The 25,697-nt window shown below is 63.6% G+C and carries 31 protein-coding genes; all 31 read left to right on the top strand.

Features of this window, described 5'->3' with window-relative positions:
- Positions 1 to 122 precede the first annotated feature (122 nt).
- The 31 genes from FIU94_RS15695 to nuoK all read left to right on the top strand — a co-directional run bounded on the left by FIU94_RS15695 (position 123) and on the right by nuoK (position 25,695).
- Positions 123 to 1,286, top strand: a complete 1,164-nt coding sequence (locus FIU94_RS15695; RefSeq protein ID WP_152466668.1) for an isovaleryl-CoA dehydrogenase — start codon at positions 123 to 125, stop codon at positions 1,284 to 1,286.
- A 3-nt stretch (positions 1,287 to 1,289) separates the two neighbouring features.
- A complete protein-coding gene (locus tag FIU94_RS15690; RefSeq protein ID WP_152466667.1) occupies positions 1,290 to 1,577 on the top strand; it encodes a hypothetical protein in 288 nt (95 codons plus the stop codon).
- A 79-nt stretch (positions 1,578 to 1,656) separates the two neighbouring features.
- A complete protein-coding gene (locus FIU94_RS15685) occupies positions 1,657 to 2,109 on the top strand; it encodes a lysozyme inhibitor LprI family protein (protein ID WP_172975923.1) in 453 nt (150 codons plus the stop codon).
- A 1-nt stretch (position 2,110) separates the two neighbouring features.
- Positions 2,111 to 3,715, top strand: coding sequence for a carboxyl transferase domain-containing protein (locus FIU94_RS15680; RefSeq protein ID WP_152466665.1), 1,605 nt, complete (start codon positions 2,111 to 2,113; stop codon positions 3,713 to 3,715).
- 25 nt (positions 3,716 to 3,740) lie between these two features.
- On the top strand, positions 3,741 to 4,151 hold the full coding sequence (locus FIU94_RS15675; protein WP_152466664.1) for an ASCH domain-containing protein: 411 nt from the start codon (positions 3,741 to 3,743) through the stop codon (positions 4,149 to 4,151).
- An 84-nt stretch (positions 4,152 to 4,235) separates the two neighbouring features.
- A complete protein-coding gene (locus FIU94_RS15670; RefSeq protein ID WP_152466663.1) occupies positions 4,236 to 6,182 on the top strand; it encodes a biotin carboxylase N-terminal domain-containing protein in 1,947 nt (648 codons plus the stop codon).
- A 185-nt stretch (positions 6,183 to 6,367) separates the two neighbouring features.
- Positions 6,368 to 7,033, top strand: a complete 666-nt coding sequence (locus tag FIU94_RS15665) for a glutathione S-transferase family protein (protein ID WP_152466662.1) — start codon at positions 6,368 to 6,370, stop codon at positions 7,031 to 7,033.
- A 48-nt stretch (positions 7,034 to 7,081) separates the two neighbouring features.
- Positions 7,082 to 7,933, top strand: coding sequence for a hydroxymethylglutaryl-CoA lyase (locus tag FIU94_RS15660; RefSeq protein WP_152466661.1), 852 nt, complete (start codon positions 7,082 to 7,084; stop codon positions 7,931 to 7,933).
- 40 nt (positions 7,934 to 7,973) lie between these two features.
- Positions 7,974 to 8,756 carry a crotonase/enoyl-CoA hydratase family protein gene (locus FIU94_RS15655; protein WP_152466660.1) on the top strand — a complete coding sequence of 261 codons (783 nt, stop codon included), beginning with the start codon at positions 7,974 to 7,976 and terminating at the stop codon, positions 8,754 to 8,756.
- A gap of 72 nt (positions 8,757 to 8,828) precedes the next feature.
- Positions 8,829 to 9,800 (top strand): ABC transporter ATP-binding protein, encoded by a 972-nt coding sequence (locus FIU94_RS15650; RefSeq protein ID WP_254702558.1) that lies wholly within the window; start codon positions 8,829 to 8,831, stop codon positions 9,798 to 9,800.
- 53 nt (positions 9,801 to 9,853) lie between these two features.
- A complete protein-coding gene (locus FIU94_RS15645) occupies positions 9,854 to 10,753 on the top strand; it encodes an NAD(P)-dependent oxidoreductase (protein ID WP_152466659.1) in 900 nt (299 codons plus the stop codon).
- Between the two features lie 158 nt (positions 10,754 to 10,911).
- Positions 10,912 to 11,277: an NADH-quinone oxidoreductase subunit A gene (locus FIU94_RS15640; RefSeq protein WP_152466658.1), complete on the top strand. Its 366-nt coding sequence runs from the start codon at positions 10,912 to 10,914 to the stop codon at positions 11,275 to 11,277.
- Complete coding sequence (locus FIU94_RS15635) at positions 11,268 to 11,891, top strand: NADH-quinone oxidoreductase subunit B family protein (RefSeq protein WP_254702557.1); 624 nt, start codon at positions 11,268 to 11,270, stop codon at positions 11,889 to 11,891. Before FIU94_RS15640 ends, FIU94_RS15635 begins: the two co-directional genes overlap by 10 nt.
- A gap of 84 nt (positions 11,892 to 11,975) precedes the next feature.
- The gene (locus tag FIU94_RS15630; RefSeq protein WP_152466657.1) at positions 11,976 to 12,584 is read left to right on the top strand and encodes an NADH-quinone oxidoreductase subunit C; all 609 of its coding nucleotides are present in this window, start codon (positions 11,976 to 11,978) and stop codon (positions 12,582 to 12,584) included.
- 2 nt (positions 12,585 to 12,586) lie between these two features.
- Positions 12,587 to 12,751 carry a hypothetical protein gene (locus FIU94_RS20930; RefSeq protein WP_172975815.1) on the top strand — a complete coding sequence of 55 codons (165 nt, stop codon included), beginning with the start codon at positions 12,587 to 12,589 and terminating at the stop codon, positions 12,749 to 12,751.
- A gap of 115 nt (positions 12,752 to 12,866) precedes the next feature.
- On the top strand, positions 12,867 to 14,111 hold the full coding sequence (locus FIU94_RS15625) for an NADH-quinone oxidoreductase subunit D (protein ID WP_152466656.1): 1,245 nt from the start codon (positions 12,867 to 12,869) through the stop codon (positions 14,109 to 14,111).
- Positions 14,112 to 14,307: 196 nt separating this feature from the next.
- On the top strand, positions 14,308 to 15,567 hold the full coding sequence (locus FIU94_RS15620) for an NADH-quinone oxidoreductase subunit E (protein ID WP_152466655.1): 1,260 nt from the start codon (positions 14,308 to 14,310) through the stop codon (positions 15,565 to 15,567).
- A 38-nt stretch (positions 15,568 to 15,605) separates the two neighbouring features.
- Positions 15,606 to 16,460, top strand: a complete 855-nt coding sequence (locus FIU94_RS15615) for a hypothetical protein (protein WP_152466654.1) — start codon at positions 15,606 to 15,608, stop codon at positions 16,458 to 16,460.
- Between the two features lie 24 nt (positions 16,461 to 16,484).
- Positions 16,485 to 16,712, top strand: coding sequence for a DUF5337 domain-containing protein (locus FIU94_RS15610; RefSeq protein WP_152466653.1), 228 nt, complete (start codon positions 16,485 to 16,487; stop codon positions 16,710 to 16,712).
- A gap of 69 nt (positions 16,713 to 16,781) precedes the next feature.
- Entirely contained in the window at positions 16,782 to 18,077 is a 1,296-nt protein-coding gene (gene nuoF / locus FIU94_RS15605; protein ID WP_152466652.1) for an NADH-quinone oxidoreductase subunit NuoF, read from the top strand.
- Positions 18,077 to 18,484, top strand: a complete 408-nt coding sequence (locus FIU94_RS15600; RefSeq protein ID WP_152466651.1) for an MAPEG family protein — start codon at positions 18,077 to 18,079, stop codon at positions 18,482 to 18,484. The genes nuoF and FIU94_RS15600 overlap by 1 nt, the downstream gene beginning before the upstream one ends.
- Before the next feature lie 102 nt (positions 18,485 to 18,586).
- The gene (locus FIU94_RS15595) at positions 18,587 to 19,300 is read left to right on the top strand and encodes a class I SAM-dependent methyltransferase (RefSeq protein ID WP_152466650.1); all 714 of its coding nucleotides are present in this window, start codon (positions 18,587 to 18,589) and stop codon (positions 19,298 to 19,300) included.
- Positions 19,297 to 19,638 carry a hypothetical protein gene (locus FIU94_RS15590; protein WP_152466649.1) on the top strand — a complete coding sequence of 114 codons (342 nt, stop codon included), beginning with the start codon at positions 19,297 to 19,299 and terminating at the stop codon, positions 19,636 to 19,638. Before FIU94_RS15595 ends, FIU94_RS15590 begins: the two co-directional genes overlap by 4 nt.
- 105 nt (positions 19,639 to 19,743) lie before the next feature.
- Complete coding sequence (locus tag FIU94_RS15585) at positions 19,744 to 20,145, top strand: DUF5333 domain-containing protein (protein WP_152466648.1); 402 nt, start codon at positions 19,744 to 19,746, stop codon at positions 20,143 to 20,145.
- 4 nt (positions 20,146 to 20,149) lie between these two features.
- Positions 20,150 to 22,168 carry an NADH-quinone oxidoreductase subunit NuoG gene (nuoG, locus tag FIU94_RS15580; RefSeq protein WP_152466647.1) on the top strand — a complete coding sequence of 673 codons (2,019 nt, stop codon included), beginning with the start codon at positions 20,150 to 20,152 and terminating at the stop codon, positions 22,166 to 22,168.
- A gap of 20 nt (positions 22,169 to 22,188) precedes the next feature.
- The gene (locus tag FIU94_RS15575) at positions 22,189 to 22,548 is read left to right on the top strand and encodes a hypothetical protein (protein WP_152466646.1); all 360 of its coding nucleotides are present in this window, start codon (positions 22,189 to 22,191) and stop codon (positions 22,546 to 22,548) included.
- 6 nt (positions 22,549 to 22,554) lie between these two features.
- A complete protein-coding gene (gene nuoH / locus FIU94_RS15570) occupies positions 22,555 to 23,595 on the top strand; it encodes an NADH-quinone oxidoreductase subunit NuoH (protein ID WP_152466645.1) in 1,041 nt (346 codons plus the stop codon).
- Position 23,596: 1 nt separating this feature from the next.
- Positions 23,597 to 24,091 carry an NADH-quinone oxidoreductase subunit NuoI gene (gene nuoI / locus FIU94_RS15565; protein ID WP_152466644.1) on the top strand — a complete coding sequence of 165 codons (495 nt, stop codon included), beginning with the start codon at positions 23,597 to 23,599 and terminating at the stop codon, positions 24,089 to 24,091.
- Positions 24,088 to 24,489 (top strand): carboxymuconolactone decarboxylase family protein, encoded by a 402-nt coding sequence (locus FIU94_RS15560; protein ID WP_152466643.1) that lies wholly within the window; start codon positions 24,088 to 24,090, stop codon positions 24,487 to 24,489. The genes nuoI and FIU94_RS15560 overlap by 4 nt, the downstream gene beginning before the upstream one ends.
- Complete coding sequence (locus FIU94_RS15555) at positions 24,486 to 25,088, top strand: NADH-quinone oxidoreductase subunit J (protein ID WP_152466642.1); 603 nt, start codon at positions 24,486 to 24,488, stop codon at positions 25,086 to 25,088. The genes FIU94_RS15560 and FIU94_RS15555 overlap by 4 nt, the downstream gene beginning before the upstream one ends.
- A 301-nt stretch (positions 25,089 to 25,389) precedes the next feature.
- Entirely contained in the window at positions 25,390 to 25,695 is a 306-nt protein-coding gene (gene nuoK, locus FIU94_RS15550) for an NADH-quinone oxidoreductase subunit NuoK (protein ID WP_025048953.1), read from the top strand.
- The last annotated feature ends 2 nt before the right edge of the window (positions 25,696 to 25,697 follow it).

The following is a 25,697-nucleotide window of genomic DNA, read 5'->3' as shown; positions in this document are numbered from 1 at the left end:
GTTTCACTCGGCCAACGGTTGCGGGGGGCACAGGGTTCCGCTGCACCGGGCGGCTTGACGAAAAGAGCGCCACTGCGTTAAGTAATGAACAGTCGTTCAATAACGAGCCCGGGGAGGCGGAGATGTTCAACGCGAGTATGAATTTCGATCTGGGGGAGGACGTGACCGCCCTGCGCGACATGGTGCACCGCTGGGCGCAGGAACGGGTCAAACCGATGGCTGCGGAAATCGACAGCAATAATGACTTTCCGCCCGAACTCTGGACCGAGATGGGCGAATTGGGCCTGCTCGGCATGACGGTGGAGGAAGAGCACGGCGGTTCCGGGCTGGGATATGTCGCCCATGTCGTCGCGGTCGAGGAAATCGCCCGCGCCTCGGCGTCGGTTTCGCTGTCCTATGGCGCGCATTCGAACCTCTGCGTCAATCAGATCAAGCTGAACGGCACCCCCGAACAGAAGGCAAAGTACCTGCCAAAGCTCTGCACCGGTGAGCATGTCGGCGCGCTGGCGATGTCCGAAGCAGGCGCAGGCAGCGACGTGGTGTCGATGAAGCTGCGGGCAGAGAAGCGCAACGATCATTACCGTCTGTCCGGTAACAAGTACTGGATCACCAATGCGCCCAACGCCGAGACGCTGGTGGTATACGCCAAGACCGATCCCGACCTGGGGTCGAGGGGGATCACCGCGTTTCTGATCGAGCGCGGGATGAAAGGCTTCAGCACCCCGCACCACCTGGACAAGCTGGGCATGCGCGGGTCGAACACCGGCGAGCTGGTGTTCGACGATGTCGAAGTGCCGTTGGAGAACGTGCTGGGCGAAGAAGGGCGCGGCGTGGCGGTGCTGATGTCGGGTCTGGACTACGAACGCGTGGTGCTGGCGGGCATCGGTCTGGGCATCATGGCGGCCTGCCTGGACGAGGTCATGCCCTACGTGAGCGAGCGCAGGCAGTTCGGCGAGCCGATCGGTAACTTCCAGCTGATGCAGGGCAAGCTGGCGGATATGTACACGGCGATGAACTCGGCGCGGGCCTATGTCTACAGCGTGGCACAGGCCTGTGATCGGGGAAACGTGACGCGCCAGGACGCGGCCGCCTGTTGCCTCTACGCCTCGGAGCAGGCGATGGTACAGGCCCATCAGGCGGTGCAGGCGCTGGGGGGCGCGGGCTACCTGAACGACACGCCCGTTGCGCGTATCTTCCGCGATGCCAAGCTGATGGAGATCGGGGCCGGTACGTCGGAAATCCGCCGCATGCTGGTGGGTCGCGAAATGATGGCGGCGATGGCCTAGGCGATGCCGCGGTGGCTGTGGTGGACCCCGCTTGCAGTGCTGACCGTCGTGGTTGGGGTGCTGCTGTTCCGACAGGGCTGGATTGCAGCGCAAATGACGGAGACGGATGTGATCGACCATTACGCGTCCAGATACGTGGCCGAGCACGGCGGGCGGAAAACCGATTGCCATGCCGTGCCCGCAAGCGCGCCACGGGTCTGGATCGAGGTCCGTTGCGGCGATGCGGTGGTCTATAAGGTGGATCGGGCGGGGCGACTGGTGTTACCTGATCCCGCGGAACCCGCTGCATGACCGCCCCGGCGCGCGTCGCGATGGACTGAAAACAGCGGCCCCGGCGGTCGGCAAGGATGACAACAAAGGAGACGCGGCGATGAGGTTTCTGGCAATTCTGGCGATGGTCTGCGCGGGCGGTGCCGTGGCGCAGCAGGTGGATGGCAACACGGTGCGGTCCTGCTTTGCAGATACGCCCGTGGGCGAGACCGCCCCGGCGTGCCTGGGCGCGGCATCGAACGCCTGCCAGGATCAGGGTTTCGACACCACGCAGGGCATCTCGCAATGCATCCAGGCGGAGACTGCGGTTTGGGACGACCTGCTGAACACGGAATACAAGAGCACACGCGCCCACCTCGAAGCGCAGGACGCGGGGCTGAAGGACCAGCTTCTGACCGCGCAGCGGGCCTGGATCGCCTTTCGCGACGCGGAATGTGCGCTGGACTATGCCCGGTGGCAGGGCGGTTCGATCCGCAGTGTGGTCTTTGCCAACTGCATGATGGTGATGACGGCCCGGCGCACGCTGGAGCTGCGGGACATGAAGGGAAATTGACGTGAAACTGCTATCTCAGGCGCTGCCGTCTTCCGAGGCCTACAAGGCGAACGAAGCGGCGCATCTCAAGGCGCTGGAACCGGTCGCGGCGGCGGCGGAGGCGGCTGCCCTTGGCGGCGGCGAGAAATCGCGCGCGCGTCACGTCAGCCGGGGCAAGATGCTGCCCAGGGAACGGGTTGCGAACCTGCTGGACCCCGGATCGCCGTTTCTGGAAATCGGGGCGACCGCGGCGCATGGGCTTTATGATGGCGCTGCACCCTGTGCCGGGGTGATCGCGGGCATCGGTCGGGTCCAGGGGCACGAGGTCATGGTGGTCTGCAACGACGCCACCGTGAAGGGCGGCAGCTATTACCCCATGACGGTCAAGAAACACCTGCGCGCGCAGGAAATCGCGGAGGCGAACCATCTGCCTTGCGTCTATCTTGTGGACAGTGGCGGCGCGAACCTGCCGAACCAGGACGAGGTTTTCCCCGACCGCGACCATTTCGGCGCGATTTTCTACAACCAGGCGCGCATGTCGGCCAAGGGGATCCCGCAGATTGCCGTGGTCATGGGGTCATGCACTGCTGGCGGGGCTTACGTGCCCGCGATGTCGGATGTGACCATCATCGTGAAGGAACAGGGGACGATCTTTCTTGCCGGGCCGCCGCTGGTCAAGGCGGCGACGGGCGAAGTGGTCAGCGCCGAGGATCTGGGCGGCGGCGATGTGCATACGCGGCTGTCCGGCGTGGCCGACTATCTGGCAGAGGACGACGCCCATGCGCTGAGCCTGGCGCGCCGCGCGGTTGCGCAGCTCAACCGGACCCGGCCCGCGACCGTTCAATGGGAAAGCCCGGAGGACCCCGCCTATGACCCGGCGGAACTGCTGGGGGTGGTGCCCGCCGACCTGCGCACGCCCTATGACATCCGCGAGGTGATTGCCCGGCTGGTGGACGGCAGCCGCTTTGACGAATTCAAATCCCGCTTTGGCGAGACGCTGGTGACGGGGTTTGCCCATCTCAAGGGATGTCCCATCGGGATCGTGGCCAACAACGGGGTGTTGTTTTCGGAAGCGGCGCAGAAGGGGGCGCATTTCGTTGAACTTTGCAGCCAGCGCAATATCCCGCTGGTCTTTCTGCAGAACATCACCGGTTTCATGGTGGGGCGCAAATACGAGAACGAGGGCATCGCGCGACACGGGGCCAAGATGGTGACGGCGGTGGCCACCACCAATGTGCCCAAGATCACCATGCTGGTCGGCGGCTCTTTCGGGGCGGGCAACTACGGCATGTCGGGGCGGGCCTATCGCCCGCGGTTCCTGTGGACCTGGCCCAACAGCCGGATTTCGGTCATGGGCGGACCGCAGGCGGCGGGGGTGCTGGCCACCGTCAAGCGCGACGCGATGGAGCGGGCGGGCGAGACATGGACCGAAGAGGAAGAGACCGCCTTCAAGCAGCCCACCATCGACATGTTCGAGGAACAGAGCCACCCGCTCTATGCTTCCGCGCGGCTGTGGGACGATGGCATCATCGACCCGCGCAAGAGCCGGGAGGTGCTGTTCCTGAGCCTGTCGGCCAGCCTGAATGCCCCCATCGAGCCGACACGCTTTGGCGTGTTCCGCATGTAACCCGGGCCCGAGGGAGAGACGCGAGATGGCAGAACTGGACGACGTGCTGGCGCGCTACCCCGGGGCGCAGACCTTTGCCTTTGGTGACACGCCGGGGCTCATTGCCGAGCTGACCGCGCTGGTCCGGTCGGGCGCTAAACGCGCGACCTGCACCGCCCTTGCCGATGTGGAGGCAGGGCGCGAGCCGATGCCGGTGATCGGCCGGCGCGACATCGCGCTTGGCCCCGACGGTCGGCCCGCGCTGGTGATCGAGACGAAGGAGCTGGTGCGGACGACCTGGGCCGGGATGACCGAGGAGATGGCGCTGGCAGAGGGCGAGGACGACACGCTGGAAAGCTGGAAGACAGGTCATCGCCGTTATTACGAGCGGCAGGGCATTTTCGCGGAAGACATGACGCTGATCTGGGAAAGGTTCGACGTGGTCGAGGCATTTTGACCGGGTCATGGGGGCGCTGCCCCCGCAGTCTGCGACTGCTCCCCCGGTATATTTGAGGAACAATGAAATGAAGAAGGGCGAGACATGTTCGACACGATCCTGATTGCAAACCGGGGCGAGATCGCCTGCCGGGTGATGCAGACGGCCCAGGCCATGGGCGTGCGTTGTGTCGCCGTCTACTCGGACGCGGATGCGGCGGCCATGCATGTGGCGATAGCGGACGCGGCGGTGCATATCGGCGGCTCTGCCCCTGCCGAAAGCTATTTGCGCGGGGATGCCATCATTCAGGCGGCACTGGACACGGGGGCGCAGGCGATCCATCCGGGCTATGGATTCCTGTCCGAAAACCCCGATTTCGTCGAAGCGGTGGAAAAGGCCGGGCTTGTGTTTATCGGCCCCTCGGCCCGAGCCATCCGCGCCATGGGGCTGAAGGACGCCGCCAAGGCGCTGATGGTCGAGGCCGGGGTGCCCGTGGTGCCGGGATATCACGGGGCCGATCAGGACGACGATCTGCTCATGCAGGAGGCCGAGAAGATCGGCTATCCGGTCCTGATCAAGGCCGTCGCGGGGGGCGGCGGCAAGGGGATGCGTCAGGTTGACGATGCCAAGGGGTTCAAGGCGGCACTCGATTCGGCCCGGTCGGAGGCCAGAAGCGCCTTCGGCAATGCCGACGTGCTGGTGGAGAAATTCGTGGCCAAGCCGCGCCACATCGAGGTGCAGGTCTTTGGTGACGGCAAGAAGGCAGTCCATCTGTTCGAGCGCGATTGTTCGCTGCAGCGCCGCCATCAGAAGGTGATCGAGGAAGCTCCGGCGCCCGGCATGACCGACGAGATGCGCGCGGCCATGGGCGCCGCCGCCGTCCGCGCGGCCGAGGCCATCGGCTATGCCGGGGCGGGAACGGTGGAGTTCATCGTCGATGCCTCGGACGGGCTGCGCCGGGATGGGTTCTTCTTCATGGAGATGAACACACGCCTGCAGGTGGAGCATCCGGTGACAGAAGCGATCACCGGCGTCGACCTGGTGGAATGGCAGCTGCGCGTGGCCGCGGGGGAGAGTCTGCCGCTGCACCAGCAGGATCTGTCCATCGACGGCCACGCCTTCGAGGCGCGGCTTTATGCCGAGGACGTGCCGAAGGGCTTCCTGCCTGCGACCGGCACGCTGACGCATCTGCACTTCACGGACCGGACGCGTGCGGATTCGGGGGTCCGCGCGGGGGATACGATCAGCCCATTCTACGATCCGATGATCGCCAAGGTCATCGTGCACGGTCCCACAAGGGATGTGGCGCTGGCGCGGCTGCGCGCCGCGCTGTCCGGCGCGCAGGTGGCGGGCACGGTCACGAACCTTGCCTTCCTGGGGGCGCTGGCGGGTCATGCGGGCTTTGCCGCGGGTGACGTGGACACGGGGCTGATCGCCCGCGACATCGAAACACTGACCGATGTGCCCGCGGTCGAGCCCTGGCACAGGGCGCTCGCGGGCATGGCGGCGCTGGGCCTCATGGTGCCGCAGGCCGAGGCCGGGTTCACCCTGTGGCGGCCGCTGCGGCGGCAGGTGATGCTGGCGCAGGGGGGCGAGGACGATCTGCTCAAGGTGCGGGTGATGTCGCCGGATCGTCAGCTCTGGTCCGTGGGGGAGGTCGAGGTCACGGCGGAGCGGCGCGCTGGCACGTGGTATCTGGATGGCCACGTGGCGCCCGAGGTCAGCATGGCGGGGGCGACGGTCACGGTGTTTGACGGCTACGGCATGGTCTTTGACGTTGTCGATCCGCTGGCCCGTGCCGCGGGCCGCAGCGGGGACGGCAACCTGATCGAAGCGCCGATGCCGGGCATGGTGAGGCTGGTCGAGGCGCAGGTGGGTCAGAAGGTGGCCGCAGGCGACAGGCTGGCGGTGCTGGAGGCGATGAAGATGGAGCATTCCCTGCTGGCGGAGCGTGATGGCGTGGTGGTCGAGGTGCTGGCCGCCGCCGGCGATCAGGTAGAGGCGGGGGCGGCGCTGGTCCGGCTGGAAGCAGAGGATGACGCCGCCGCGTGACGCTGCCGCGGGGTGGCGGGCTGGTAGTCCGGGCGGTTATCGCCTATGCCGACGTCGAGGCGCAGCAGATGTCCCGGCCCGTCGCCGGATGACGCCGAAGGGGCCTGCCATGCGCCGCCCCCTTGACGGCTGCGCCCGCGCCCCATGTCACCGAGGGCACGAATGGTTCTATTGAGGTTTCCGAGATGATCACATTACACCACTGTCCGCAAACCCGGTCGATGCGCACACTCTGGCTGCTCAACGAGCTGGATGTCGACTTTCAGGTGCGCACCTATTCCTTCGACCGGTCGCTGCGCGATCCCGCGTACCTGTCGCTGTCTCCGGCGGGCCGGGTGCCCGCGCTGGAAATCGACGGCGAGCGGATGTTCGAGACCGGGGCGATCACCGAATACCTTTGCGAGCGGTTCAGCCCCGAACGGCTGGGCCGGATGCCGGGCGTGCCGGACCGCATGGCCTGGCTGGTCTGGCTCCATTTCGCGGAGACGATCAGCCAGCACACCGCGGCGCTGACGCAGCAGCACATCGCATTGCGCGAGGACCACATGCGCAGCCCCATCGTGATGAAGCTCGAAGCGGCGCGCATCGGCAAGTGCTACGATGCGCTGGAGGCGCGGCTGTCCACCCCGGTGGAGAACCGCGACTACCTTCTGACCAGCGGTTTTTCGGCTGCGGACATTTCGGTCGGGCAGGCGGTTTACATGGCGCGGTACTTCACGAAGCTGGACAACCATCCCGCCGTTGCGGAATGGTACGAGAGGATCACGGACCGCGACAGCTTTGCCGACAGCCTGCCGCAGGGGGAGGGCATCTATGAGAAAGATTTCTACGCGCCCTGGCCGATCGACTGAGGCGCGCGGCGCGGTGCCGCGCCCGAGACAACCTGGAAGGGGGCGGAGATGAGCCTGGGACCATGCGAGATTTTTGAAGTGGGACCCCGCGACGGGTTGCAGAACGAGGCGCGGGAAATCCCGATCAGCGAGAAGATCGCGCTGGTCGACCTGTTGTCGGGCGCGGGGTTCAGGCGGATCGAATGTGCGTCTTTCGTGTCGCCCAAATGGGTGCCGCAGATGGCAGGCTCCGGCGAGGTGATGGCCGGGATCAATCGCCGCGAGGGGGTGCGCTATGCCGCGCTTACCCCGAACACGCGGGGTTACGAGGATGCGCTGGCGGCGGGCGCGGACGAGGTGGCGATCTTTGCCTCGGCATCGGAAGGGTTCAGCCGCAAGAACATCAACGCCTCGATTGCCGAGTCCCTGGAACGGTTCGCGCCCATCCTTGAGGACGCGCGGCACCGCGACATGCCGGTGCGCGGCTATATCTCATGCGTCGTGGAATGTCCCTATGACGGGCCTGTGGACCCGGCGGCGGTGGCGTCGCTGGCCGACAGGTTGTTCGCGATGGGCTGCTATGAAATTTCGCTGGGCGATACCATTGGCGCGGGCACACCCGACAGCATCGCCCGGATGCTTCTCGCGGTTCGGGACGTGGTGCCGGTGGGACGGCTGGCGGGGCATTACCATGACACAAAGGGGCGGGCGATGGCCAACATCGACACGTCGCTGTCGCTGGGGGTGCGGGTCTTTGACGCGGCGGTCGGAGGGCTTGGCGGCTGCCCCTACGCGCCGGGCGCCAAGGGAAATGTGGCAACCGAGGCGGTCAACGCCCATCTGCTGGCGCTGGGCTATGATACCGGCGTGGATCAAAGCGTCACCGAAGAAGCGGCGGCGCTGGCGCGGTCGATGCGATGATCGCCGCGCCTCGGGGGCAGGTCAGGGAAGGATAAAACGCATGTTCGAGACAGTAACCATCGACACGGATAAGCGGGGGGTCGCGACGCTGACCCTGAACCGCCCCGACAAGCACAACGCCATGTCGGCGCAGATGCTGGCGGACCTGACGGCGGCGGCAGCGCAGCTGGCGGCGGATGACAGGGTGCGTGTGGTGGTGCTGACCGGGGCGGGGGCGTCCTTTTGCGCGGGGGGCGATCTGGGCTGGATGCGCGACCAGCGTGACATGGATGCCGAGACCCGGTCGGCGGAGGCGCGCAAGCTGGCGGATATGCTGGGCGCGTTGAACCGGTTGCCCAAGCCGCTGATTGGGCGGGTACAGGGCAATGCATTCGGCGGCGGGGTCGGCATGGCCAGCGTCTGCGATGTGGCCATCGGCGTGGACGGCCTGCGCATGGGGTTCACCGAAACCCGGCTGGGGATCATCCCGGCCACCATCGGCCCCTACGTGATCGCCCGCATGGGCGAGGGCATGGCGCGGCGGGTCTTCATGTCCGCCCGGCTGTTCGATGCGGCAGAGGCCGTGTCGCTGGGCCTGCTGGCCCGTGCCGTGGCTGCCGAAGACCTTGACGCCGCGGTGGAGCGTGAAGTGGCACCTTACCTCTCCTGCGCACCGGGCGCGGTGGCTGCGGCCAAGGCGCTGGCGCTGGATCTGGGCGGTGCGGCCTCACAGGCGGCGGTGGAGATGTCGATCGCAGCCCTTGCGGCCCGTTGGGAGACCGAGGAAGCCGCCGAGGGGATTGATGCGTTCTTTGACAAACGCAAACCTGCCTGGGTGGCCTGAGCCGCCATCGCTGCTTGTGCGGGCCGTTCATTTGCCGCACCTCTAAGCCGACCCGCAATGCCGGAGTGACGATTGAAATCCATTGTTGACGTCTTCAGCCCCCGCAAGGTCGAACTGACCGGCGACGACAGTGCCGCCAGCACGGTCTGGGGCTATGTCTGGCGCATGACCGGCTGGCACCAGGTTGGCTGCTGTATCGGCGCGGTGATCGTGGCGGCGCTGAACCTCGCGCCCATCGAATTGCAGCGCCGCATCGTGAACGAAGTGGTGGACACGCAGAACGTCCCGCTGCTGTTGCAATTCGGCGTTGCCTATCTGGTGGTGATCGTCCTGCATCAGGCCGGGAAATTCGCGCTGCGCTGCTATCAGTCCTGGCTGACCGAGAGCGCCAATATCTACACGCGGCGGCACCTTCTGGGGCTTTATGGCGATCAGATCGAGACGGCGGAGGACAGCGAGGGGCGCGTGGTCTCGATCATTGGGTCCGAGGTCGAGAAACTGGGCGGTTTCGTGGGCGAAGCACTGTCGCAATCCTGCGCGAACGTGGCGATCCTGCTGGGGGTTCTGGGCTACATGTTCGTGGTTCAGCCCAGCATCGCGCTGTTCGCGCTTGCTTTCATGGTGCCGCAGGTGATCCTGACGCCCCTGATGCAGCGCCGGCTGAACGAGCTGGTCCAGGAACGGGTGTCCTATATCCGCGAACTCGGCGACCGGGTGTCGGACATGGATGCCCCCGTGCAGGAGGAGGGCGGGCGCATCCTCGACCGGATCTTTGACAACAGGATCCGTTTCAACCTGCTGAAATTTGCCCTGAAGGCCATGCTGAACCTGCTGAACGCGTTGGGGCCGCTGTCGGTGCTGATCTTTGGCGGCTACCTCGTGATGCAGGGGGAAACGCAGGTCGGGGTGATTGTCGCCTTCATCTCGGGGTTCGAACGGATCAGCGCCCCGGTCCGCGAACTGGTCAGCTTTTACAGGGTCGCGGAACAGGCGCGGGTGCAGCACGACATGATCGCGAAATGGATGAGCAGAGTCACCCCGTGAACCGCACGCGCGCCGGTGCGTTGGTCCCGGCATAACATCAGGAGAGCCGAGACATGCGTATTCTATTCACCGGCGGGGCGGGCAAGGCGGGTCGCCATGTGGTTCCCTACCTGATTGATCAGGGGCACCAGGTGCTGAACGTCGATCTGACGCCGCTGGACCATGATGGTGTCGACAACCGTATCGCCGACCTGACCGACGCGGGCCAGGTGTTCGACGTGATGCAGAACTACGCCAACCTGTCCGAACTTGAACCCGGCGGCGGCGCGCCGGTGTTCGATGCGGTGGTGCATTTTGCGGCCGTTCCCCGCATCTTGATCCGTCCCGACAACGAGACCTTTCGCAACAACACGCTGAGCACCTACAACGTGATCGACGCCGCGGTGCGCAACCGCATTCCCAAGGTCATCTTCGCGTCGTCCGAGACCACCTACTGCGTGTGTTTCGCCGACGGCGCGCGCAAGCCCGACTATCTGCCGATCGACGAGGATCACCCCACGGTGCCCGAGGACAGTTATGCCATGTCCAAGGTCTGCTGCGAGGCGATGGCGCGCAGCTTTCAGGCGCGTTCGGGGGCGGACATCTACGGGCTTCGGATCAACAACGTGATCGAGCCGCATGAATACAAGACGCTGTTCCCCGACTTTATCGCAAACCCCGGACATCGCGAGCGGAACATATTCGCCTATATCGACGCACGGGATCTGGGCCAGATGGTCGAGTGCTGCCTGCGGACCGACGGGCTGGGCTACCAGGTGTTCAACGTGGCAAATGCCGAACACTCCGTCGATCTGTCCACCCAGGACCTTGTGGACCGGTTCTACGCAGATGTTCCGGTCACGCGGGACATGGGCCGGGACGAGACGTTCTACAGCATCGAGAAGGCGGGCGCGATGGTGGGGTTTGAACCGGCCTACCGCTGGCGCGAACTGGTCGATCTGCCGGGGGCGTAGGCACCGGCGGTGCGGCGGCAATCACATATCGTGCACAGCGCCAAAAACATGGCCCTTCGGTTGACCCTGTCGGGACGGCAGAGTAAACCCGAAACCGAGCCATGACTGGCCTGAGCGCCCAAGCGCATCCGTGCCCAGCACCATAAAGGAGCCTCCCCTTGGACGACATGCTGCGGGAATATCTGCCTATCCTCGTTTTTCTGGCCGTGGCAATCGGATTCGGCGTGATCCTGATCCTTGCCGCCGTGGTCCTCGCCGTGCGCAATCCCGACCCGGAAAAGGTGTCGGCCTACGAATGCGGGTTCAACGCCTTCGATGACGCGCGGATGAAATTCGACGTGCGGTTCTACCTCGTTTCGATCCTTTTCATCATCTTCGATCTCGAAATCGCATTCCTGTTTCCCTGGGCGGTGGCGTTCAAGGACGTGTCCATGGTCGGCTTCTGGTCGATGATGGTCTTCCTCGCGGTGCTCACGGCGGGCTTTGCCTATGAATGGAAGAAAGGGGCTCTCGAATGGCAGTGAAGGATAACGAAACGCCTCTGGTCACGGAAACCCGCGGGTCCGGTGGCCACCAGGGCGAGCGGATCAAGTCCGGCCCGTCCGCACGCGCGCCGGTGGAGGCCTACAAAGCCGGGTTCGACCGCGACGTGGCCACGCAGAATCTGAACGCGGAGCTGCAGGACAAGGGGTTCCTCGTCACGTCGACCGCCGACATCGTCAACTGGGCGCGTACCGGGTCGCTGCACTGGATGACCTTCGGTCTGGCCTGCTGCGCGGTCGAGATGATGCACACGTCGATGCCGCGCTACGACCTTGAACGCTTCGGCACCGCACCGCGTGCCTCGCCGCGCCAATCCGACCTGATGATCGTCGCCGGTACGCTGACCAACAAGATGGCACCGGCGCTGCGCAAGGTCTATGACCAGATGCCGGAACCGCGCTACGTGATCAGCATGGGGTCCTGTGCTAACGGCGGCGGCTATTACCACTACAGCTACTCCGTGGTGCGCGGCTGCGACCGGATCGTGCCGGTGGATGTCTACGTGCCGGGCTGCCCGCCCACGGCGGAGGCGCTGCTTTACGGAATCATGCAGCTGCAACGCAAGATGCGCCGGACCGGCAACATCGTACGCTGAGCCGCGGGGCAGGGCGAAAGCCCCCCGCGCAATGCTGCGGATCGAAACAACTATGCGCCCGCTGCGCATGTCGAAGGGATTGAGATGAGCGAGCAACTGCAGGAACTTGGTGCCTATATCGAGGCGAAACGCCCCGACTGCATCCTGGCGTGGGACATCGCGCAGGGTGAGCTGAACATGGATGTCACGCTGACCAACATCGCGGGGCTGGTGGAGTTCCTCAGGGGCGATCCGACCTGCCGTTTCTCTACGCTGGTGGACATCACGGCAGTGGATTACGCCGGACGGGCCAAGCGATTCGACGTCGTCTATCACCTGCTCAGCATGTATCAGAACCATCGTATCCGTCTGCGCGTCGCGGTGCGGGAAAAAGACATGGTGCCAAGCCTTGTGAGCGTGCATCCCTCGGCCAACTGGTTCGAGCGTGAGGTTTTCGACATGTTCGGCATCCTGTTCTCGGGTCACCCCGACCTGCGGCGCATCCTCACCGACTACGGCTTTCGCGGCTATCCGCTGCGCAAGGATTTCCCGACGACCGGCTATACCGAAGTCCGCTATGACGAAGCGCAGAAGCGCGTGGTGTATGAGCCGGTGAACCTGGTGCAGGAATACCGCCAGTTCGACTTCATGTCGCCCTGGGAAGGGGCGGAGTACATTCTGCCGGGTGACGACAAGGCCGAAGGTGCCAAGTGAGCGTGTGGTGGCTCATCCTCTCGGCGCTGACGGCCATCCCGATGGTGCGGCTGCTGCCCCATTTCGGGATCAACAAGTATTGGGCGGCGGTCTGCGTCGTCCCGTTCGGGACCCTCGCCCTGCTGTGGTGGATGGGCCTGAAACTGCAGGAGTTGGAGAAACTGTGATGATCACATTTCTGGAAGGTATTTTCGCCAGATTTTTCGGCATCCGCGAGGTGATGCCCGCGAGGGTCCGCGCGAACCGCCCGCATCCACAGCAGCGCCAGTTGAGGGGACGTAAATGATGGACGGCGACATTCGTGTGAACCGCTACGACGACGGGTCGAGCGACGCCCAGACGGGCGAACAGCAGATCCGTAATTTCAACATCAACTTCGGCCCGCAACACCCTGCGGCGCACGGGGTCCTGCGGCTTGTGCTTGAGCTGGACGGCGAGATCGTGGAACGCTGCGACCCGCATATCGGCCTGTTGCACCGTGGCACCGAAAAGCTGATGGAAAGCCGGACGTACCTGCAGAACCTGCCCTATTTCGACCGGCTGGATTACGTGGCACCGATGAACCAGGAACACGCCTGGTGTCTGGCCATCGAAAAGCTGACCGGGACCGTCGTGCCGCGCCGCGCGTCGCTGATCCGGGTGCTGTTCTGCGAGATCGGCCGCGTGCTGAACCACCTGCTGAACGTGACCACGCAGGCGCTGGACGTGGGCGCGCTGACCCCGCCGCTCTGGGGGTTCGAAGAACGCGAAAAGCTGATGATCTTTTACGAGCGGGCCTGCGGCGCGCGTCTGCACGCGGCCTATTTCCGGCCCGGCGGCGTACATCAGGACCTGCCCGACGCGCTGCTCGACGACATCGAGGCCTGGTGCAAATCCTTTCCCGAGATCCTTGCGGATATCGACGGTCTGCTGACCGAAAACCGCATTTTCAAGCAGCGCAACGTCGATATCGGCGTGGTCAGCGAAGAAGATATCCTGAATTACGGCTTCTCCGGCGTGATGGTGCGCGGGTCGGGTCTGGCCTGGGACCTGCGGCGTTCGCAACCCTATGAATGCTATGACGAATTCGAATTCCAGGTGCCTGTGGGCAAGAATGGCGACTGCTTTGACCGGTACCTCTGCCGGATGGAGGAAATGCGCCAGTCCGTGCACATCATGGAACAGGCCATCGAAAAGCTGCGCGCGCCCGAAGGGAAGGGCGATGTGCTGGCCCGTGGCAAGATCACCCCGCCCAGCCGCACCGCGATGAAGACCGACATGGAAAGCCTGATCCACCACTTCAAGCTTTATACCGAAGGGTTCCACGTGCCCGCGGGCGAAGTCTATTGCGCGGTCGAGGCGCCGAAGGGCGAATTCGGCGTGTACCTGGTGGCGGACGGGTCCAACCGGCCCTACCGCGCCAAGCTGCGCGCGCCGGGTTTCCTGCACCTGCAGGCAATGGACCACATCAGCAAGGGCCACCAGCTGGCCGATATCGCCGCGATCATCGGCACCATGGATGTGGTGTTCGGGGAGATCGACCGTTGACGATAGGGTTCAGAGAACGAAAAACCACAAAAGAGTATCTGCCGCAGCCAAATGCCAACGGCGATCGTCCGGAACTCTCCTTCGCGTCGCTTGAAGAGTGGAATGACGTCTTTCCGATAGCTCGTGGTCCAAGGCTTGAAAAGGTTTTCTCGGGAAGGCCCGGCCCAAAGTCCTCAATTGATCTGGAAGAAATCTAATGCTCCGCCGTCTACACCCTGAACAACCCGACAGCTTCGCCTTCACGCCCGCCAATCAGAAATGGGCCGAAGCGCAGATGACCAAATACCCCGAGGGGCGGCAGGCCTCTGCCATCATCCCGCTCTTGTGGCGCGCACAGGAGCAGGAGGGCTGGCTTTCCCGTCCGGCGATCGAACATGTGTCCGAGATGCTGGGCATGGCCTATATCCGGGGTCTTGAGGTCGCGACATTCTACTTCATGTTCCAGCTGCAACCTGTTGGTTCCGTGGCACATATTCAGGTTTGTGGCACAACCTCATGCATGATTTGCGGAGCAGAGGACCTGATGGCCGTCTGCAAGGACCGGATCGCGCCCAACCCGCATGAGCTGTCGGCGGATGGCAAGTTTTCCTGGGAAGAGGTCGAATGCCTTGGCTCCTGCGCCAATGCGCCGATGGCGCAGATCGGCAAGGATTATTACGAGGATCTGACGGCCGAGAGCTTCGGCAAACTGCTGGACGAACTCGCGGCGGGCAAGGTGCCGCTGCCGGGGCCGCAGAACGGGCGCTATACCTCCGAACCCCAAAGCGGTCTGACCAGCCTGAAGGACCACGAGAGCGGCAAGGCGGATCACAACGCCAGTGTGGCGCTTGCGGTCGAAATCGGCGACACGATCAAGCGGATCGACGGCACCGAAGTGCCGCTGCTGACCCCGTGGCAGGGCAATGCCGCGAACAAGGGCGGCAAGCCCGCCAAGGCGAAGCGCGACGACATGATGCCCCCCGAGGGGCCCGATGGATCGCAAGGGGGCCGCACCAAGAGCGAAGCGAAAGCGCCCCGCGACCAGGGCGACAGTTCGGACAAGCACGCAGAGGCATCGGGCGAAGCGCCCGAGGTCGACGCCAAGGGCAAGCCCAAGGAGGGCACAGTCGCGCCGGGCGCGAAGACGGACGCGGAAGCCGAATCCGGCACGCCGACGTCCCCCGGTGAAAAACCCGCAACGCTGGACGCCGCGCGCGACGGTGGGGCGGACGATCTGAAGCTGATCAAGGGCGTCGGCCCCAAGCTGGAAAAAATGCTGAACGAAATGGGTTTTTTCCATTACGATCAGATTGCCAGCTGGCGTGCCGATGAAGTGGCCTGGGTCGATCAGAACCTCAAGGGGTTCAAAGGACGGGTGTCGCGCGACAACTGGGTTGACCAGGCCAAGCGTCTGGCTGCCGGTGAAGAAACTGAATTTTCCACCCGCGCCAGCAAGGACGGCCTGTACGATAACTGATCCGGATCCGAACCGGTCCAACAGGAAGGAAACTTGCGATGGCTGAGACTGACACTTCGATGAGCTGCACGGCGAAAAGTTGGGCATTGGCCGTGTTAGGCGGCCTCGTCATTGGCGTGGTTGTCTGGCTGGTTTCGTCATGGGGGTTCGCGGCCTCATTCGTGCTGGCCGTCGTCATTGCCCTGATTGTCGGCCTGTTCCTGTCCCTTGTTGCCTGTTCCGGATCGAAGGCGTCGCCTGCATCTGAACCTGCATCTGCATCTGCCCCGGCGGCGCCCACTTCGGCCCCCGCGGCAGCGGCCCCGGCGACGGCTTCCCGGACGCCGGATGAAAAACCGGTCGAACAGGAGGCGTCCAAGCCTGCTGCCGACAAGGCAAAGGACGCGTCAGCCTCGGCGGTGAAGCCATCCGCATTTCTGCCAGGCCAGGCCGAACTGGCCGCGCGCAAGGGCAGCTGGAAATACCAGAAAGACGGTGACACCGTCCCGGATGCCGATGCCCCGGCCAAGGCGCAAGCCTCGGCCAAGGCGGCGGCTGCGGCAGCGCCTGGCGTTTCCGAGACGTCTGAGACGGCCCAGCCCGCGGACAAGCCAAAGGCCAAGCGTGCGGCGGTGGCCCCGGACGGCAAGCCCGAACTGCTGGACGCCCCGCGCCCCGAAGGTGCGGACGACCTCAAACTGATCAGCGGCGTCGGCCCCAAGCTGGAACAGACCTTGAACGAACTCGGCATCTGGCATTTCAGCCAGGTCGCCGGTTGGCGCAAGAAGGAAATCGCCTGGGTGGACGAGCGCCTGCGCTTCAAGGGCCGCATCGAACGCGACGACTGGATGAGCCAGGCCAAGATCCTCGCCAAGGGCGGCGAGACCGAGTTTTCCCGGAAGAAGAAGAAATAGGAACGCGAAGGGTGTTGACCGCCGATGAATGAGCAGGAGGAGAGTGCGCTGTCCCGCAAGGGGCAGGTTGTGGCGCTGGTTGTCGCCGGCACGATGCTGTTCTGGATCGCGGCGAACTGGGCCGGTCCGGCAATGGGCCTGCCGGGGCGCTACGCACTGCTGATCGACTTTGCCGCGCTTGCGGCGCTGTTCTGGGCGCTGGTGCTGACCTATCAGATATGGCAGGCCAGACGGTCAGCCGACGACAGATAAAACGCCCCCAGCCTGGGGCACCAGACAATCCGGCCTGTGCAGGGCCGGTCAAACGTAAGGGACGCAGCGATGCTTGCAGATCAGGACCGCATCTTTACCAACATCTACGGGATGCACGACCGCACTTTGAAGGGCGCGCAGCAGCGCGGCCACTGGGACGGCACCGCCGGGATCATCCATAAGGGCCGCGACTGGATCATCGACCAGATGAAGGCCAGCGGGCTGCGTGGCCGGGGCGGCGCGGGCTTTCCTACGGGGCTCAAGTGGTCCTTCATGCCCAAGGAAAGCGACGGGCGCCCGGCCTATCTGGTGATCAATGCGGACGAATCCGAACCGGGCACCTGCAAGGACCGCGAGATCATGCGCCATGATCCGCATACCCTGATCGAGGGCTGCCTGATCGCGTCCTTCGCGATGAATGCGCATGCCTGTTACATCTACATCCGCGGCGAATACATCCGCGAGCGCGAGGCGCTTCAGGCGGCCATCGACGAGGCCTACGACGCGGGCCTGCTGGGCAAGAACGCGGCGAAGTCCGGCTGGGATTTCGACCTTTACCTCACGCATGGCGCGGGCGCTTACATCTGCGGCGAGGAAACGGCCCTGCTGGAAAGCCTGGAGGGCAAGAAGGGCATGCCGCGCATGAAGCCGCCGTTCCCGGCGGGCGCGGGGCTTTATGGCTGCCCGACGACGGTGAACAACGTGGAATCCATCGCCGTGGTGCCAACGATCCTGCGGCGCGGGCCGGAATGGTTCGCGGGCTTCGGACGGGCCAACAACGCGGGCACCAAGCTGTTCGCGGTCTCGGGCCACGTCAACAACCCCTGCGTCGTCGAAGAGGCGATGTCGATCACCTTCGAAGAGTTGATCGAGACTCATTGCGGCGGCATCCGCGGGGGCTGGGACAACCTCAAGGCGGTGATCCCCGGCGGCTCTTCGGTGCCGCTCATCCCCGGTTCGCAGATGAAAGACGCGATCATGGACTTCGACTATCTGCGCGAGCAGCGGTCGGGGCTGGGCACCGCGGCGGTCATCGTGATGGACAATTCAACCGATGTGATCAAGGCGATCTGGCGCCTTTCCAAGTTCTACAAGCACGAAAGCTGTGGCCAGTGCACGCCCTGCCGCGAAGGCACGGGCTGGATGATGCGGGTTATGGACCGGCTGGTGAAGGGTGATGCGGAACCCGAGGAAATCGACATGCTGCTTGACGTGACCAAGCAGGTCGAGGGCCACACGATCTGTGCCTTGGGTGACGCCGCCGCCTGGCCGATCCAGGGCCTGATCCGCCACTTCCGGGACGAAATTGAAGACCGTATCAAGCACAAGCGGACAGGTCGCGTCAGCGCCGTGGCGGCGGAATAATGGCGGGTTTCGAGGCCTATGGCCATGCGATCATGTCGCTGGCCCTCTGGTCCGTCGTCAGCATTGTTCTGGGCATGATCGCCACGCGGGGCAAGACGGCTGAGAACACCTGTGCCTGCGGCCATCCCAAGCGTGACTACAGCAATGTCGTCTACCGCCGGGGGCGCGCGTTTGCCAATGCGATGGAAATGTCCGGTCCCTTCATCGGTGCCACCGTCGCCGCGATACTGGCCGGGGCCAACCCGTTCTGGGTCAACCTGCTGGCGGCGGTCTTTCTCGTCTCGCGTGTCGCCGTTGCGGCTGTCCATATCGGAACGGAAATCCAGCCCCTGCGATCCGCGGTCTGGATGGTCGGCTTCCTGTGTGTGCTGGGACTGGTCGGGATGGCCGTCTGGACGGTGCTCTGACGCGGATTTCCGCGGCACAGTCAAAGGTTGCCTGACGCAGGAAATTGGCGGATATGTTCGGAAACAAGGGGCAAACCCCGCGGGCAGAGCAGGAGACCGCAGATGAAGAAGTTCAGATTTCCCGAAGACGGGGATGTCGCGGCCGACATCCGGGAACGCTACGGTTTTGACGGGGACCTGCTGGATATCTATGCGCGGAACGAGGGGGTCAAGGTGCACAAGTGGCATCACTACCTGCCGCTCTATGACCGCTATTTCAGCCGCTACCGGGACACGCCCGTAAAATTCCTTGAGATCGGGGTGAACAACGGCGGGTCGCTGCAGATGTGGCGGCGGTACCTTGGGGCCGATGCGGTGCTGTGCGGAATCGACATCAATCCCGATTGTGCGCAATACGACGGCCAGTCCGGCATGGTGCGCATCGGATCGCAGGACGATCCCGAATTCCTGGCCGCCGTGGTCGAGGAAATGGGCGGCATTGATGTGGTGCTGGACGATGGCAGCCACCGGATGCCGCATATCGAGGCGTCTCTGCGCGTGCTGTTCCCGCTGCTGACCACCGGCGGCACCTATATGATCGAGGATCTGCACACCGCGTATTATCCGCGCTTCGGTGGTGGCTTTGACGCGCCGGAGAATTTCTATAACACGGTGCGCAGGATGATTGACGACATGCACATGTGGTATCACAACAACAAACCTGCGCATATTCCCGAGATGAAGCGCGAAATCAGTGGGGTGCATGTGCACGATTCCATTGTCGTGATCGACAAGGCGGAAGCGCAACGGCCCACCCATTCGAGAGTTCAGAAATGAAGAAGACCCGAAACTGCGTCATCGCGCTGCTCTGCGCCGCCCTGGTGGCGGGCTGTTCCGACAACAAGAACCGCATTGCCTTTGACGGCAAGTATTTCCGCACCAAGGTCAAGCGGGTGGACCGGCAGCGCGACGAGTTCATCGCCACGGTGCGCGGCGTTTCCCAGTCCTTCCAAGGGGCGCGGGGCGCGGCGCTGCATGCGGCGAATGCGTATTGCGTCGGCACCTATGGCAGTTCGGACATCGACTGGGACGTTGGCCCCGACACCCCGGCGGACCAGCTGAGCATCGTCAACGATACGCTGACGTACCGCGGCACCTGTCCGCAGGCGCAATAGGGCGGCCCGGGCCGAAACCTGCGGAAACTGGCCGTCCGGGACGCTGGTTATTGCATATCAATGCGGTTGCCCCCAGCTGTCTGACGGTTTCCAAAGGAGAATGAGATGCGTGTGATAATGATTGCCTTTCTGGGTTTCGCAATGTTTGCCGCCCCTGTCGCGGCCAAGCCGCCGCTGCGGGAGGTGGCCGCGATCGACGATGCGCTGCTGGATGTGGGCATTGCCGACGCCATACGCGACAACTGCCCCACGATCGACGCGCGGCTGATCAAGGCCACCGCGTTCCTGTGGCGGTTGAAGGGTCAGGCCAACGACCTGGGCTATACCGATGCGGAAATAGATGCCTATCGGAAAAGCGACGCGGAAAAAGAGCGCCTGAAGGCCCGTGGGCGGGCGTTTTTCAAGGCGAGGGGGGTCGATACTTCCAATCCACAAAGCTATTGTGCGCTTGGACTCGAAGAGATTCAAAAACAGAGCCGGATCGGTTCGTTACTGAGAGCAAAGTGAACCTATGAGCGACCTGCGCAAGATCATCATCGATGGCAAGGAAGTCGAAACCGAAGGGGCGATGACGCTCATTCAAGCGTGCGAGCAGGCGGGGGTCGAGATCCCGCGTTTCTGCTATCACGAGCGGCTTTCGATTGCCGGCAACTGCCGCATGTGTCTGGTAGAGGTCGTGGGCGGCCCGCCGAAACCGGCGGCAAGTTGCGCGATGCAGGTCAAGGATCTGCGCCCCGGTCCCGAAGGACAGCCACCGGTGGTGAAAACCAACAGCCCGATGGTCAAGAAGGCCCGCGAGGGCGTCATGGAGTTTCTGCTGATCAATCACCCGCTGGATTGCCCGATCTGCGACCAGGGCGGCGAATGCGATCTGCAGGATCAGGCAATGGCCTATGGCGTGGATTTCTCGCGCTACCGTGAACCCAAGCGGGCGACCGAGGACCTTGATCTCGGTCCGCTAGTGGGGACGCATATGACGCGCTGTATCTCCTGCACCCGTTGCGTGCGCTTCACGACCGAAGTGGCCGGCGTGCACAAGATGGGCCAGACCGGCCGCGGCGAAGATGCCGAGATCACCAGCTATCTGGGCGAAACGCTCGAAAGCAACCTGCAGGGCAACATCATTGATCTGTGCCCCGTGGGCGCGCTGGTCAGCAAGCCTTATGCTTTCACCGCGCGTCCCTGGGAATTGACCAAGACCGAATCCATCGACGTGATGGATGCGCTGGGGTCGAATATCCGGGTGGATACCAAGGGCCGCGAAGTGATGCGTATGCTGCCGCGCAACCATGACGGCGTGAACGAGGAATGGATTTCCGACAAGACCCGCTTTGTCTGGGACGGGCTGCGCCGCCAGCGGCTCGATACGCCCTACATTCGCGAGAACGGCAAGCTGCGCAAGGCGGACTGGCCCGAGGCGCTGGCGGCAGCGGCTGCCGCGATGAAGGGCAAAAAGGTGGCGGGGCTGGTCGGTGATCTGTCCTCGGTCGAAGCGGCCTATGCGTTGAAACAGCTGGTCGAAAGCCAGGGCGGTTCGGTGGAATGCCGCACCGATGGCGCGAAACTGCCTGCGGGCAACCGGTCGGCCTATGTCGGCACCGCCAGGGTCGAGGATATCGACGACGCCAGGGCGATCATGCTCATCGGTACAAATCCGGCCATCGAGGCGCCCGTGCTCAACGCGCGAATCCGCAAGGCATGGACCAGGGGTGCCAATGTGGGCGTGATCGGCGAAGCTGCTGATCTGACTTATGAGTATGATCATCTTGGTACTGGCCCGGACATGTTGACAGAGCTGTTGGGCCGGGACCACACGGACGTTCAGGACACGCCGTCGATGATCATCGTCGGTCAGGGCGCCTTGGCGCGTCAGGATGGCGAGGCGGTGCTGGCCGCGGCCATGGCACTGGCCGATGCGACGAAATCTTCCATTATGGTGTTGCACACGGCGGCAAGCCGCGTCGGCGCGATGGATGTGGGCGCTGTGACCGACGGTGGCATCAGTGCCGCGCTTGACGGGGCAGAGGTGATCTACAACCTGGGCGCCGACGAGGGCGATATCCCTGCCGGTCCTTTCGTGATCTATCAGGGCAGCCATGGCGACCGGGGTGCGCACCGCGCGGATATCATCCTTCCGGGTGCGGCCTATACCGAAGAATCAGGGCTGTTCGTGAACACCGAAGGCCGCCCGCAGGTTGCGCAACGCGCCAGCTTTGCCCCCGGTCAGGCCAAGGAAAACTGGGCCATTCTGCGCGCATTGAGCGCCGAGATGGACGCGACGCTGCCGTTCGATTCCCTTGCGGCGCTGCGCCGGGCGCTGGTGGACGCGGTGCCGCATCTGGGTGACGTGGACGTGGTGGCCGAGAATGACTGGCAGCCGCTTGAGCAGGGCGCGCTCGACAGCGCGGCGTTCAGCGCAGCGATCGCCGACTTCTATCTGTCGAATCCGATCGCGCGGGCCAGCCAGTTGATGGCTGAACTGTCAGCCAATGCCGCGGCGCGCCGTGCCAAACCCATGGCGGCGGAGTGAGAGCAGGAGCCGTTCTTGCGATGATGACCTTGGGTGCATGTGAACCGCAGGTGCCCGTGGCATCGGATTTCATCCCTGAATACAAAGGGGTGGAAACCGTGTTGCTGGACGGCGATCTGGTGCAGTTCAATGTGGCGATGACCAAGGCGCTCAGCACGCAGGATGTGGCGGACTATGCCGAATGCGCCGCCGCGCGCTATACCCTTATCCGCGGCTACGGATTTGCGCGTCACGTGCGCACAAATGTCGTGCAAGAGGGTGGCATCTGGCGGGCGGATGCTGTTTATACGATCTCGCCAAGCTTGCCACGGGGCATAAAGACAATTGATGCCGAAGTGACCACGCAGAACTGCGTGGAAAAAGGCATACCGACGGTGTGAGGGACAATGGCTGACTTCTTTACGAACACGGGGTTGGGAATCGGGCTGCTGATTACGGGGCAGGTCCTTTTGATCCTGTTGCCATTGCTGGTCTGCCTTGCCTTCCTGATGTATGCGGACCGCAAGATCTGGGCCGCGGTGCAGATGCGGCGCGGGCCCAACGTGGTAGGGGTCTTCGGCCTGCTGCAAAGCTTTGCCGACCTGCTGAAATATGTGGTCAAGGAAGTGGTGATCCCCGCCGGGGCGGATCGGGCGGTGTTCCTTCTGGCGCCGATGGTCAGCCTGGTCATGGCGCTGATTGCCTGGGCGGTCATTCCGTTCAACGAAGGCTGGGTGCTGTCCGACATCAACGTGGCGATCCTATATGTCTTCGCGATTTCCTCGCTCGAAGTCTACGGCGTGATCATGGGTGGCTGGGCGTCGAACTCGAAATACCCCTTCCTCGGTTCGCTGCGCTCTGCCGCGCAGATGATCTCCTACGAGGTCAGCATCGGTCTGATCATCATCGGGGTCATCATCTCGACCGGGTCGATGAACTTCTCCTCCATCGTCGCGGCACAGGAAGGGGCCGGGGGGATCTTCAACTGGTATTTCCTGCCGCATTTCCCGATGCTGATCCTCTTCTTCATTTCGGCGCTGGCGGAAACCAACCGCCCGCCCTTCGATCTGCCGGAAGCGGAATCAGAGCTGGTGGCGGGCTACCAGGTTGAATATTCCTCGACGCCGTTCCTGCTGTTCATGATCGGCGAACTTGTGGCCGTGGTACTGATGTGCGCGCTGGTGTCACTGCTGTTCCTGGGCGGCTGGCTGTCGCCGGTGCCGTTCCTGCCGGACGGGTTCCTGTGGATGTTCCTGAAGATGCTGCTGGTGTTCTTCATGTTCGCCATGGTCAAGGCGATCACACCGCGCTACCGCTACGACCAGCTGATGCGGCTAGGCTGGAAGGTCTTCCTCCCGTTCTCGCTGTTCTGGGTGGTTTTCGTGGCATTCGCGGCAAAATTCGAATGGTTCTGGGGCATCTATGCCCGCTGGCCCGTAGGAGGCTGACATGACACAAATCGACTATTCCCGCGCCGCCAAGTATTTCCTGCTGCAGGATTTCGCCAAGGGCTTTGCGCTGGGGTTCAAGCAGATGTTCCGTCCGAAGCCGACGGTGAACTACCCGCATGAAAAGGGGCCGCTTTCCCCGCGTTTCAGGGGTGAACACGCCCTGCGCCGCTATCCCAACGGCGAGGAACGCTGCATCGCGTGCAAACTGTGCGAGGCGATCTGCCCCGCGCAGGCGATCACCATCGACGCCGAGCCGCGCGAGGACGGCAGCCGCCGCACAACGCGCTACGATATCGACATGACGAAGTGCATCTACTGCGGCTTCTGCCAGGAGGCCTGCCCGGTGGATGCCATCGTCGAGGGGCCGAATTTCGAGTTCAGCACCGAAACGCGCGAAGAACTGTACTACGACAAGGCCAAGCTTCTGGCCAACGGCGAGCGTTGGGAAGCCGAGATCGCCCGCAATCTGGAACTGGACGCGCCCTACCGATGACCGACCCCAAGAACCCTTTCGAGGCGATGATGCGCCAGGCGCAGGAGATGGCGAAGTCCTTTCCGGCGATGGATGCCTTTTCGCCCAAGGTGTTCGAGGCCATGATGGGCACGATGCCGAAGGACATGATGGAAATGATGTTCGGCAACACCATCAACGAGGGCGGGCTGGACGCGCGCACACGGCTGCTCCTGACGCTCGCCGGGCTGACGATGCAGGGGGCGCAGAACGACGTGGCCGTGCGCCAGACCGTCCGCCACGCGCTGGAGGCCGGCGCGACCAAGCAACATATCACCGAGACGATTGGCCAGATGTCGGTTTTCGCCGGCGTCCCCGCCATGAGCCGTGCCATGGAACTGGCCGGACAGGTCTGGGACGAGAAAGAGGAAAAGGAATGACGGTTTTTTCATTCTATCTGTTTGCCATCTGCGTGATCGCGGGCGGGCTTTTCACGGTGGTCAGCCGGAACCCGGTGCATTCCGTGCTGTGGCTGATCCTGGCGTTTCTCAGCTCGGCGGGGCTCTTCGTGCTGCTGGGGGCCGAATTCGTGGCGATGCTGCTGATTATCGTCTACGTCGGCGCGGTTGCGGTGCTGTTCCTCTTTGTGGTGATGATGCTGGATGTGGACTTTGCCCAGCTCAAGGCGGAGATGGCGAAATACATGCCGCTGGCGCTGCTGATCGGTCTTGTGATCCTGATGCAGTTCGTCATGGCCTTTGGCGTCTGGGAAACCAACGCGGCCGCCGAGGGGCTGCGCGCTCAGGTGACGGACCCGAACACCTTCAACACCGAGGCTCTGGGCCTGATCCTTTACGACCAGTACTTTCTGCTGTTCCAGCTTGCCGGTCTGATCCTTCTGGTGGCGATGATCGGGGCCATCGTGCTGACGCTGCGCCACCGGACGGACGTGAAGCGGCAGGACGTGGTCGCGCAGATGATGCGCGATCCGGCCAAGGCGATGGAACTGCGCGATGTGAAATCGGGGCAGGGGCTTTGAATGCGGGCACCTGGACAGCGGTGGCGATCGGTATCGGGGTCGCGGTTTTGGTCGCCAACGGATATTTCGCCGGTTGATCCGGCGGGATGCAAATCACTCCGGTGCCCGCGCCTGACGGGACCCGCATCGAAAAACACTCAAGGACGGACGGATGTCTAGAAATACAATCGTTGTGCTGATCGTGGTGCTTATCGTCGTATTCGGCGGCTACAGTTTAATCGGCTGAACGGGGCGTTCCCGGTGGAACCCCGGGCGCTGAAAGACTAGAAGCCCGACAAAAGGGCGCGAGACGAGGGACGACATGATCGGACTTGAACATTACCTGACGGTGGCGGCGACGCTCTTCGTCATCGGCATCTTCGGGCTTTTCCTGAACCGCAAGAACGTGATCATCCTGTTGATGAGCATCGAGTTGATGCTGCTGGCGGTGAACATCAACTTCGTCGCGTTTTCCAGCTTTCTCGGCGATCTGGTGGGGCAGGTCTACACATTGTTTGTCCTGACCGTCGCGGCGGCCGAGGCTGCGATCGGCCTGGCGATCCTGGTCTGTTTCTTCCGTAATCGCGGCACCATCGCCGTCGAAGACGTCAACGTGATGAAGGGCTGAGG

The organism is Sulfitobacter sp. THAF37, from assembly GCF_009363555.1.
In the GTDB taxonomy this organism is placed as follows: domain Bacteria; phylum Pseudomonadota; class Alphaproteobacteria; order Rhodobacterales; family Rhodobacteraceae; genus Sulfitobacter.
Note: the sequence above shows the minus strand (reverse complement) of the source record. Positions and strands in the feature narration are given on the sequence as shown.